We start from the raw sequence: 11,305 nt of genomic DNA on the forward strand, positions 1-11,305 counted from the left end.
GAATTATTTTTTTACAAAAAGACCTTATTTTACTTGTAAAGTAACGGTATTACTTTTTATTTCTAACGGAGTGATTTTAAACTTTTCGAATATTTGAAGACCTTTTATAATCCTATTATTATAAAAAATATCGTATTCAAGATTTTTGACGTCACTATTGGGGTCAGCTTCTTTTGTTGTTTTGATACGTTGTGCTATTTCTTCGTTTTCTTTTTGAAATTTAGCAATGTCTTTTATATTCAAGACGTATTTTAATTGTGCTGTTGTTTTTAGTGTTCGATCGGCACATAAATACATATCAGGTTGTTCTCGAATTTGAAATGGCATAGTAGCATTCGGTTTTATAGCAATAAGATGTCGTTCACTAAATTCTGTTCCATTTTCTAATGTAGGCAATACCTCAAATTTGGTTTTACAATTTCCATTGTCATCTTGTTTTTGGATGATTTTTACAGGATAGGAAGCTAAAACATCTGAGTTAGGACTCGGCATAAAATAGAATATCTCCTTGGTATTATTCGTTACTTCATAACTGATTTCAATCCATCCTTCTTTACGGTTGTTATATGAATTGGTATCCTTAATGGTTAAGGTTGCTTTTTTAATGGTTATGATTTGTCCATTCGTTTTTAGAACAAATAATAATGGGAGCAAAAGGTAATGTAGTTTCATCTTTTCGGGTCTAGATAAGGTTATTTTAATTGCGCTAATTTGATAATGTCTTTTCCGTGTATTATTTGTTTTTCATAGCCATGATTTACAATGTTAATCATCGATAAAGCAACTTCTTGTAAGGTATTGAATCCATTAGGGTAAAGAGCACGACCAATAGGGTATAACCAGCCTACATAATTGTAGAATTTATGAGTATTGGATAATCCTTTGATTGCTTTTATGAATCCTGGACGATAGGCATAAACCTGACGAAAAGGTAATTTCATTAAATCATTTTCTGTTTTTCCTTTTACTCTAGCCCATTGACTTCGGCCTTTCTCACTACTATCTGTTCCTCCTCCTGATACATAACAAAATGTCATATCTGAATTTAGTTTGCTCAGTACTGTAGCTACATTCATTGTGAGTGTATAGGTGATTTTGTAATAGTCTTCTGCACTAATCCCGATGGAGGTAATTCCCAAGCAAAAGAAACAGGCATTATAACCGCTGAGCTGTGATTCGATTGCAGTAAGGTTATAGAAATCGGTATGAATAATTTCGGTTAGCTTCGGATGGGTTACGCCTAAAGGTTTTCGATTGATAATTAATACTTTTTCAACCAGAGGATGCTTTAAACATTCGTGTAATACTCCTTCACCTACCATTCCAGTAGTGCCTGTAATAATTACGCGAATAGCTTTATCATTTTGATCCATTTCAGTTTCTATTTTTTCTTGTGAAGTAAAGTTAAACTAATCTTAGATTAAATGGTATAACTTTTTGTTTTACAAAGAATTATTTCGGTATTCGTTAATAAAATCGAATGAATGTTGATTCGTCTGATGCACTAATTAAAATAAATTTATTGTTTTCATACATGACGTTGATGTATTAATAATACTTTATTTCAATTGGACTGAAAAGTGGTCATTACCGATTAATCCGATTATGATTTTGATGATTTTTCTATTAGAGAAATTTCAGCATCTGTTCAGTTAAAGTAAATTACTCTTTAAAAATTAGTGTTGACATTCCAGAATTTTTCGGTCGATAAATTTTTTGTCAATAGGCGAATTAGTCAGATTCCATGCAAGCATATAGGTCTCTTTTGCATGGTCAATTTCACCAATTTTTTGGTATAAAGAAGCTTTTGTTACTACTATTAAAAAGTTTTCTTGTAGTTTATATTCTGCTTCTAAGAGGTTAATTTTAGCAATTGATTCAAGAGGATTACGAATGTAGCTTTCAGCAATTATTCGGTTTAAGATGATAAATGGAGAATCAGGTTCAAGTATTTCCAATTGTTGGTACAGATAAATGATTTTTGTCCAATTTGTATCTGCAAAATTTAAAGCAATACAATGTAAAGAAGATATAATAGCTTCAAGATGATAACGACTTAAAACATTGGATTGTGTGGCAAGCGTTAAGTAATAAAATCCTTCTTCAATATAACTTTTATTCCAAAGAGTTCTGTCTTGTTCTTCTAGCGTGAGCCATTCACCATGTTCAGTTATTCGGGCTGGAAATCGGGATAAATTGAAAAATTGAAGTGCTAATAATGCTTTTGTTTCATAGATAGCAGATTCATTTATGCGGACTAAAAGTTTAGCAAGCCGAATCGATTCATAACATAAATCATTATTAATTCCTTCCTTATTACGCGTAGTTTTATATCCTTCATTGAACATTAAATAAAGAATGGTATTCGTTAGTTCTATACTTTTATCAGACTGTTGGGATTGAAAAAAAGGGGCAAGATTACGAAGTATGGCTTTGGACCGAGTTAAAGCTTTTTTTACAGATTCCTTTTGCATGAACAATGCATTTGCTATTTCTGGAATACCAAAACCACATAGAATATGGAGTGTGAGTATAACCTGGTTCTTTGTAGAAAAATCCGGTTGACAACAAGTAAATAATAGGCGAAGCTGACTGTCTTGAACTTCCTGATCGGACAATAGTACTTCAGGTTGTTGATTTAAAGCAGTATAATCAGTAGTGAGTTTGTGTAAGGAAGGAGAGAATTCCTGTGTTTTATTATTTCGAGTGAAGGTATTAATTGCCTTGTTCTTTGCAACGGCCATTAACCATGCAGAAGGATTATCCGGAATACTGGAGAATCGCCATTGCGTTAAGGCAGTTTCAAAAGTATCTTGAACAACATCTAATATCGCATCTATTTGATTAATGCCAAATTTATGGGATAATACAGCAATCATCTTTCCCGAATTTTCACGGAAAAGATGAGCTGCTAGTTGATTAATGGTATGTTCGTTATGCGCTGAATTCATCTTCGGGATCAATGATTTCACGGATTTCTACAGATCCACCTGAGTTTAAGGATGGACATCCTTTAGCCAGTGCTGTGGCTTCCTGTAGAGATTGAGCTAATAGAATATAATAGCCACTCACACATTCCTTACTTTCTATATAAGGTCCATCGGTAACAATTTTGTTTTTTCCTGTAATATGAGTTCCCATAGCGTCTAATGGATTTCCATTTTTGAAATTTCCATTGTTGACAAGCTGCTCAACCCATTCCATATGTTTTTCAATGTCAACTTGCATTTCTTCCGGAGTCATTGTCCCGTAGTCAGTATTTTCTCGAATAAGCATTAGAAATTCTTTCATGATGTATTTTTTATTGGTTTATAGGATAATGACAAATGAATGATTGATATCGGGACAAATAATTATTTATTTTTTTTCATCTCTTTTGCTTCTGCCAAAGTATAGATTTTATAAGTTACACCCATTCCTTCTGCACTTTGTTCTACTGTATCAGTAAAACCAATCTTTTTTCGACGTTCATTTACAGTATTAATATCCTTAATGGGCCATACATAATTGATCCATTCTGTTTTTCCAGTAGTTGGATTTTTATAATTACTACCCATGACTTGAGTTCCATAAATTTGTTCAACACCTCTATACATAAGTAATCGATCTTCCATCATAGCAACCAAAGTATTTGGGATTTCCTTTTTTGCTCCGGCGGCTTTTATTAAGGGAAAATAAGTTTCAATCTTTGTAGAATGTTGGATAACATACCAAGCACTTTTATTAGCCGGTTCTCCTACTAATGTTTTTCCTGGATAACCATATTGACGGATTATTTTCTCAATCTCACCGATATTTATACTGTCTTGTTCGGATACAATATTCCAACTTTTTGTTTCAAATTCTTGTTGAGAAATTCCAAATTCATTCAGTATTGCAGCTTTTCGTTCTGCTGTAGGATTATTAAAAAGAGCCCGTAAAGTCTGATCTTTATAGGAAATGGCATCGAGTTTATTTTTCAAACCAACGTTCAGCTTTTTTGTAGAAGAACAAGAGATGCAACAAAGTAATAATAGGATGTAGGCTGTTTGTTTCATTAGATTAAATTAATTTATTTTTCAGAATATTGAATAGCCCAATACACAGCATTTTATCATTTTTCAAAGACTGTATAGGAAGAAAATGCAAAGTATATTATTGCGATGCAAAATAGTACTATACTGGGAATTATAAATTTCTCAAAAGTCATAAAATCGTAGGGATAATAAATACATTCGAATATAAAGATTTTATTGCAGGTTTGGCTAAAATGATAGAGTATTCTGGCACCCTAACTAGACGAAGTGTTTTGTAGTATACAATAGATAGTAACCTCTATGTTACTGCCTTTAAAAGCCAAATAGCTTTTATTAGACTTCCATTTGTTTTACTTTTATATGACTATTCCCTTTTCCTTATAAAAGGATTTAATCTATAATTAAAATGACCAAAATACCCTTATCTGTATTAGAATTAGCGACAGTTACTCAAGGAGGAAATCACGCGACCGCAATGCAAAATACTGTTGAAGTTGCTCAGCATGCCGAATCTTTGGGCTACAAACGCATTTGGATGGCAGAACACCATAATATGGAACATATAGCCAGTTCTGCAACGTCAGTATTAATAGGACATGTAGCTGGAAAAACAAATACGATCCGTGTAGGATCGGGAGGAATTATGCTTCCTAATCACAGTCCATTAGTAATTGCAGAACAATTTGGAACACTTGAAAATCTATATCCTAATCGCATTGATTTAGGTTTAGGCAGAGCCCCAGGAACCGATCAACTTACGGCGATGGCATTACGACGTAATAGTATGGATTCATCGTATAATTTCCCAACGGATGTGAAACAATTACAAACCTATTTTAGTAGTGATAACTGCAATTCCAAGGTTCGTGCATTTCCGGGAGAAGGACTAGATATTCCACTATGGATACTAGGATCAAGCACTGATAGTGCTTACTTGGCTGCGCAAATGGGATTGCCGTATGCTTTTGCGGCTCATTTTGCTCCTGCACAATTTCGCACAGCGATTGATATTTATCGTAAAAATTTTCAGCCCTCTCAACAGTTACAGCAACCCTATGTCATGGCTTGTGTTAATGTTATTGCAGCCGATACAGATCAAGAAGCGAGTTTGTTATTGACTAGTTTACTTCGTTTATTTCTAGGAATTATAACAAATACACGTAGTCCACTACAACCACCAGGAGAATTACCGTCTACATATAATATACCCGAAGTAAAATCGGCAGTGAATGGAATGTTGTCGTGTACTTTTACGGGGAGTAAAGAAACATTACGAACAAATCTTTCTGAGTTTATAGAGGAAACGGGTATTGACGAATTAATGGTGGCGAGCTATATATTTGATCGTGAAACCAAGCTGAAATCATTTACTATTTTACAAGATGCTCTAAGCACAGTTTAATAATTTTAATAATAGTTGTTATAAAAGCCTCCAGTCTTAGGATATGAAGGCTTTTGTGCTTTTTGGAAAATGTGAGTCAAGAATTCACAAGATTATTTTTATCTTAGATTCCTTAAAAAATCCCAAGTATATTAAATATGACACACCAGCAAATAGTAGATAAACTTGCCGCCAAGCATTTGGTAGCGTCCATTGATGATGATTTAGCAGAATTGACAATCACAGCGATGATTAGAGAAAAGAATGAAGGGATTAACCCATTGTCCTATGTTCTTCCAAAATTATTAGTACGTTGGAATTGTGTTTTAAATGCAGGAAAAGAAGTATCGAGTAATTACAAGCAGAAAACAGTTTTGGCGTTGGCAGTGTTGTTGCATAAATATGGTTTTGCAGATAAAGCCATAACAGATAAAGCGCTAAAAGCAATTGATTCGTTGAATAAAAGTGTAGCATTGAGTGATGATTTTTTCAGAAAATCTGATGAAATAAAAAAGTTACTTCTTTCTACTCCAGAACCTTTAAAACGCAAGCCTTCTTCGCCAGAGAGTATTACATTTTATAGAGCAAAAGATGTGATTTCCATTCAAATAAAAGATAAATTCTATGCGGCCTATATACACAGTCTTTATAGCCCAAATGTGGCGCCAATAATTGAATTTTACGACGGTGTTTTTGATACAATTCCCACGCTTAGTCAATTAGAAAATAGAAAAGCAAAAGGAATAATTTTTAATGATGGACTAGAACGAGTTTCGAATTTTTATATAGGCGGGATGAAATCTTTACCGGATTTAGCCAATCAAATTCAACTGATAGGAGCTTGTGTAGAGCATAAGCCGTTAAATGACCATCTCGTTATTCCCGATTGGGAATATACCGTTAGTAGTTTAATGCGCTGTGAGGAATTAATAAACGATATGTTTAAGTAATATAATGTTGGTAGAAAATAAATAATTTAAATAAGATTGATATGCGAAGATGGATCCTTAAAAAGAATGCAAAAAGTTTAGATGATTTAGTAATGGAGGAAACTGTAATTCCTGTGCCTCAAAAAGGAGAAGTAAGGGTTTGGACTTGCAACAAAAAGTGGGACAAATTTTCTAAGACCTATGCTACACTTTTAATTTTATAAAATTCCAGTTCCATTTCTTTAGGCGTTTTATATCCTAAAGAAGAATGCAGACGTTTTCTATTATACCATACTTCTATATATTCAAAGACTGCTAATTTAGCTTCTTCAATGGTTGTGAATTTATGCTGATAGATAAGTTCTGCTTTAAGGGTCTTGAAAAAACTTTCAGCTACAGCATTATCCCAGCAATTAGCTTTTCTACTCATACTTTGGATGATTAAAGTATTTTTATTAATCAATTTTCTGAATTCTATCGAAGCATATTGTATTCCTCTATCTGAATGAAAAAGTAAAGGTTCTGTTATTTCTCTTTTTGATACTGCCATCTTCCAAGCTGGAATAATCGTTTGATCGGTATACATTCGTGTGCTTAATGACCATCCTATAACCTGCCTGTCATATAAATCAATAATAGTAGTAAGATATAACCAGCCGGCAGCTGTTCTTATATAAGTTATATCAGACACCCAGACCTCATTAAGTGATTTTGGTGTAAAATTTCTATTGAGATGATTACTGCACACCGGATATCGATGATTAGAATCCGTGGTCACTTTAAAACGTCTTTTAAGTTTACTTCTCCAGCCATTCAGAAGCATCAATTTAGCAACTTTCCTTTTGGATATTTTATATCCTTTTCTTTTTAGCTGTTCCGCTATTCTGGGACTTCCGTAAGTTTGACTGCTTAGATCAAAAACTTCTTTTATTAAATCTGTAAACAGACTATTTTCTATAGATCTATTAGAAGGCCCGCCGCTAAACCATCTATAATAACTGCTTCGGCTTACTTTTAAAACGCTGCACATCTTTTCAATAGGATATAAATGTTTATAGCTCACTATGAATTGGTAGATTTCCCATCGCTCTTGGAAAAGATGTGAACGGCCTTTTTTAATATCTCAAGCTCTAATTCTTTTTCCTTAAGAGCTTTTCGAAGTTGTTTGACTTCTAAAGAATCTGTTTCTATTTTTTTAGAAATAATTGGTTTTGGATTAATAAATGTTTTTTCAGAGGATCTCCATTTATAAATACGCGCTACCTGGATACCTAGTTCATCTGCTAATTCTTTGATGTTTTCCCGCTCGTAACTTAATCGTACTGCTGAGGATTTAAACTCAGCACTGTAAACTCGTTTTTTCATAATTCTAAGATATTTATTTTTATTTAAACAGTCTTAAAATTTATGTCCCAGTAAATGTAGCAACTCCAAATGAAAAACATCCATAAATAGGACGTTTATCTTGTGAAATAATGGCGCAACTACACATCTGGATTATCAACAAGATTATCTCTGTTAATTCTGTATATTTTCAATGATTTTTTTAATTGAAATATTAAAAAAGACAGCACCAAGGCTGTCTCTTAAACTACTACATCTAACTTAATCTTTAGGCTTATGTTTGTGAGGTTTTAAATCAGGATGCTTTTCCTTGTTAGGAGGAGTAACTCGCCTTCTTTCATCGGGAGTTCCATCTTTTTTGTCTGGTTTCGGACCTGGTTTAATTGCTTCAATTGTTTCCATAAAACTTGTATTAATTGGTTAATGATGAAGAAATAAAGTCTCTCTTTATTCAGCACCAAAACAAATCTAATGCTTTACCAATTCGCTTATTTACGGTTTTCCGTAAAACGATTAAATAATTTCAGATTATTAGGTTTATCGCCAAAAAAGACAGCACTAAGGCTGTCTCTTAAACTTCTACATATAATTAATCTTTAGGTTTACGCTTGTGAAGTATTCATGATTCTTTTAAATCTTCAACTGTTGGTATCATATTTATTTGTCGTTCCTTTTTAATTTTAAATCCATAATGTTACTTTTCGTTGTAACATCAGTTGATTCATGTCTGCTTTGATAACCAGAAATTGCCGTTTTAATTTCAATGAAAGCTCCCTTGTTAAAATTATGACTGTACTTTCCCTCTCTGTCGGTATTTACGGTTATTGAGTCTTGCCCAGTATAACTTCCGTCTGGCGTATTGCCGTATCTCCAACAAATTATTGACACTTTTACATCTTCGAGTGGTCTCTGTGTAATACTGTCTGTTATTATACCTGTAATATTTACATCATCGATATCTTGATAACATGACATTAAAAAAAATGCTAATAGGATAAAATAGTATTTACTGTGTTTCATAGTTTTTTAATTTGCAGCTGCTCTATTTAATGCAGGTTCGATTATATCTTTTGCTTTCTGTTGGATGTTTCCATGATTAGTTCCTGGAGCGGTAACATTCTTGTTAACAACTGTTGTTTTCTTAGAGTTTGCCGCTCGATTAGGGCCACCATTAGACCCCGGAGAATTACTTGTTCCACTTTTACTTTTATTACTGCTTCCACTGCTATTACTCCCACTACTGCTACTTGTAGCACCAGAAGATGAACCTGTTGAACGAGATGAACTTGAGGCACCAGAATTTTCAGTTTGATACACATTTACATTCTTCTCTACGTTACTCGGAATGGTCGTATTAACTGTAGAATTCATCAAAGGACCGTCAGAACCATCAACAGTAACCAGTAGCTCTACATTACAGTTTTGAGCTTTGAGTGCTTCCGTTAAATCAACTGCAACATCAACTCCATAACTATAACCATAAATTATTACAGAGTCTCCATCTTGGTAATTTGCATTGAAAAAATCCATTCCTGTTTGAACACCTGAAGATGAAGTCCATCCAGGTGCTATAATAGTTCCTGCAAAATCTTGACCATTTTGACCAGCAGTTGTTTGAGTGCTTACAAAATAATCTCCCGTAGTACCTGCTTCCTTAACTGTAGTTGGTTGACCACCTCCAGTTGGCCCTCCATGGTAGAAGATAGCTAATACTCCTTCCAATCCTTCCAGCTCTCTATACGCAATTGGACTGTTCTCACAAAATGCATAGGGTGACTGATGTTGATATTTTTCTGCTAATGGGTCAATACTCATAAAACGACCTATAGCGTAGTCATAATTACGATATTTAAAGCTGTCCCAGTTAAGCCCCAACTCGTCTTGACGCTCTTGTCCATTGAACTTATACTTATAAGGTTCTGCAAACCTTTTTTATATAAAATAGCCCCTTGCGAAAATCTCAATATAAGAACGTAAGCGCAAAGTAAAAGATAAAAAAAATCTAATCTACTAGTTTACTAGATTTTTATTAAACTTCATCACAATTTAAAGCCGGAAAAAATTATTACCAAAATGTCGTTCAGTAAACAACTTAGTTATTTTTTCAATAATATCTGTTCTGCTATTTATAAAATCATAAATAGTTTCATTTGAAGATATTTTTTTTTCTACTATATTTTTCCCTTTTATAGATATGTTCTTTTTATAAATTTCATTTTCTTCACTAATTATTAGCACATCTGTTTGATATTCAAACCCTAAATGATTCATTAAAATTGAATTTTCAGCTTTATAATCACCAAAACTTTTAGACAAAAGATAACTATCAAAAGTTTCAAAAGAATAACTTATTGCTTCTTCAATGTCTATATCATTTTTATTACATCTTATATTCCCCAAAAAAATCTCAGCATTTTCATCATTACTTTCAGGATCAAGAATCATAACGAAGCTAGGTACCCAACGTAAAGGATCATCATTACCTGCTAGCCACAAAGTTTCTAATAAGTCATCAGTATTATAAATGTACAAAGTAATGTTGCAATCATTTTTATTTGAAGCATAATTTAAAATATCTGAAATTTTATGTCTCCATTCTTCATTATGAAAAAGACAAACTTCCATTTTTTTCGAAATTTCTTTAATTTTTGAGCGATTTTCTGATTTTGTCGATGCAAAGTAATGAATCAAAGAAGAACCGGTATCACCTTTAAGATCCATCAATAATAGCTCATCAGTTAACCTTTCATCAGCTTCAAAAACTCCATATTTAGAAATACTTGATAGTAACCAAGTTTTATTCTCCAGTTTTTGTACTAGTTTTTCAGGATAGCCAATTTCACAAGTTTCGCATTTTACATCAATTAAATCTTCTAACTTCTCAGCTAACTCGTTTAATTGATCATCATCTTCGCAGTCTGAAATATTTTCCAATAATTCCTCAAACAAGTCAATATCAATATTTTTTTTAAGTTCTCCAATATAAAATTCTTTTGATTTTAATTGCTGTGCCCAATACAAAACTTTTGTAGCTCCATAAAATTTATCTTTAAAATTAAGATCAAAATTTGCAATGATGAAGTCATGCATCTTTAAGTTTATTGCTTGAGAAACAATACTTTCTTGTGCTTTTTTTAGATCATCTTCACTTTTATAATACCTGGCAAAATGTCTTCTACAAACATTTCGCCCTTCTATCAATGGCAAAGGCGTTACTTTACTAATTTTTATGGGATTATTTGCGTTATCAACATCTAGAATATAACCTTCAAGTTGATAATTTGTCGCATTATAATACTCAGAAAAAGGGACAAGTAGCTCATTCCACTCAGTTGAAATTATGATTAATCTGACTTCACTATTTTTAACATTTTTAATCCTTCTTATTAATGAAATATATTTTGATAGCTCAGTAATAGCTTCTCTTGAAGCAGCATTCGACCTTTTTAATTCTATTATAACCAAATTGCCTTTTAAATCTTTTGCATAAATATCTATAAAACCTCCAGCTCCATTTGGATTTTTTACATGATATTCATCATCAATAAGAGTTAACCCAGCTTCAATAAAATCTAAATTTTGTACAAGTTTTTTTCGAATCTCTTCTTCAATTCTTTTTTTAGCCATATGATTGA

General features: G+C 32.8%; 13 protein-coding genes and 1 pseudogene. 3 read left to right on the top strand and 11 right to left on the bottom strand.

All coding sequences use genetic code 11. The annotated features are described in order from the left end of the window. Positions 1-24: 24 nt before the first annotated feature. The 5 genes from P6733_RS15865 to P6733_RS15885 all read right to left on the bottom strand — a co-directional run bounded on the left by P6733_RS15865 (position 25) and on the right by P6733_RS15885 (position 4,037). Complete coding sequence (locus P6733_RS15865; RefSeq protein ID WP_306353918.1) at positions 25-672, bottom strand: hypothetical protein; 648 nt, start codon at positions 670-672, stop codon at positions 25-27. Between the two features lie 20 nt (positions 673-692). Then, positions 693-1,373, bottom strand: a complete 681-nt coding sequence (locus P6733_RS15870; RefSeq protein WP_306353919.1) for an NAD-dependent epimerase/dehydratase family protein — start codon at positions 1,371-1,373, stop codon at positions 693-695. A gap of 303 nt (positions 1,374-1,676) precedes the next feature. Beyond that, positions 1,677-2,951 (bottom strand): RNA polymerase sigma factor, encoded by a 1,275-nt coding sequence (locus P6733_RS15875; protein WP_306353920.1) that lies wholly within the window; start codon positions 2,949-2,951, stop codon positions 1,677-1,679. Continuing rightward, positions 2,935-3,291: a YciI family protein gene (locus P6733_RS15880; RefSeq protein ID WP_306353921.1), complete on the bottom strand. Its 357-nt coding sequence runs from the start codon at positions 3,289-3,291 to the stop codon at positions 2,935-2,937. Before P6733_RS15880 ends, P6733_RS15875 begins: the two co-directional genes overlap by 17 nt. A gap of 62 nt (positions 3,292-3,353) precedes the next feature. Next, positions 3,354-4,037, bottom strand: a complete 684-nt coding sequence (locus P6733_RS15885) for a DUF6624 domain-containing protein (protein ID WP_306353922.1) — start codon at positions 4,035-4,037, stop codon at positions 3,354-3,356. 385 nt (positions 4,038-4,422) lie between these two features. Here P6733_RS15885 and P6733_RS15890 point away from each other — a divergent pair, with 385 nt between their 5' ends. The 3 genes from P6733_RS15890 (at position 4,423) to P6733_RS15900 (ending at position 6,550) form a co-directional block, all read left to right on the top strand. Continuing rightward, positions 4,423-5,418: an LLM class flavin-dependent oxidoreductase gene (locus P6733_RS15890; protein ID WP_306353923.1), complete on the top strand. Its 996-nt coding sequence runs from the start codon at positions 4,423-4,425 to the stop codon at positions 5,416-5,418. Between the two features lie 137 nt (positions 5,419-5,555). Next, positions 5,556-6,347: a hypothetical protein gene (locus P6733_RS15895; RefSeq protein WP_306353924.1), complete on the top strand. Its 792-nt coding sequence runs from the start codon at positions 5,556-5,558 to the stop codon at positions 6,345-6,347. Positions 6,348-6,388: 41 nt separating this feature from the next. Beyond that, positions 6,389-6,550 (top strand): hypothetical protein, encoded by a 162-nt coding sequence (locus P6733_RS15900; protein WP_306353925.1) that lies wholly within the window; start codon positions 6,389-6,391, stop codon positions 6,548-6,550. Here the strand turns inward: P6733_RS15900 and P6733_RS15905 are convergent. The 6 genes and pseudogenes from P6733_RS15905 to P6733_RS15930 all read right to left on the bottom strand — a co-directional run bounded on the left by P6733_RS15905 (position 6,526) and on the right by P6733_RS15930 (position 11,297). Beyond that, complete coding sequence (locus P6733_RS15905) at positions 6,526-7,389, bottom strand: IS3 family transposase (RefSeq protein ID WP_306353926.1); 864 nt, start codon at positions 7,387-7,389, stop codon at positions 6,526-6,528. The genes P6733_RS15900 and P6733_RS15905 overlap by 25 nt on opposite strands. Then, on the bottom strand, positions 7,389-7,691 hold the full coding sequence (locus P6733_RS15910) for a transposase (RefSeq protein WP_306353927.1): 303 nt from the start codon (positions 7,689-7,691) through the stop codon (positions 7,389-7,391). Before P6733_RS15910 ends, P6733_RS15905 begins: the two co-directional genes overlap by 1 nt. Before the next feature lie 240 nt (positions 7,692-7,931). Beyond that, positions 7,932-8,072 (bottom strand): hypothetical protein, encoded by a 141-nt coding sequence (locus tag P6733_RS15915; protein WP_306353929.1) that lies wholly within the window; start codon positions 8,070-8,072, stop codon positions 7,932-7,934. 255 nt (positions 8,073-8,327) lie between these two features. After that, the gene (locus tag P6733_RS15920; protein ID WP_306353930.1) at positions 8,328-8,690 is read right to left on the bottom strand and encodes a hypothetical protein; all 363 of its coding nucleotides are present in this window, start codon (positions 8,688-8,690) and stop codon (positions 8,328-8,330) included. Positions 8,691-8,696: 6 nt separating this feature from the next. Beyond that, a pseudogene (locus P6733_RS15925) lies at positions 8,697-9,572 on the bottom strand (RHS repeat-associated core domain-containing protein); the annotation flags it as partial. Positions 9,573-9,716: 144 nt separating this feature from the next. Next, entirely contained in the window at positions 9,717-11,297 is a 1,581-nt protein-coding gene (locus P6733_RS15930) for an endonuclease NucS domain-containing protein (protein WP_306353931.1), read from the bottom strand. Positions 11,298-11,305: the final 8 nt, after the last annotated feature.

This window comes from Flavobacterium aerium (genome assembly GCF_030766725.1).
Lineage (GTDB): Bacteria > Bacteroidota > Bacteroidia > Flavobacteriales > Flavobacteriaceae > Flavobacterium > Flavobacterium aerium.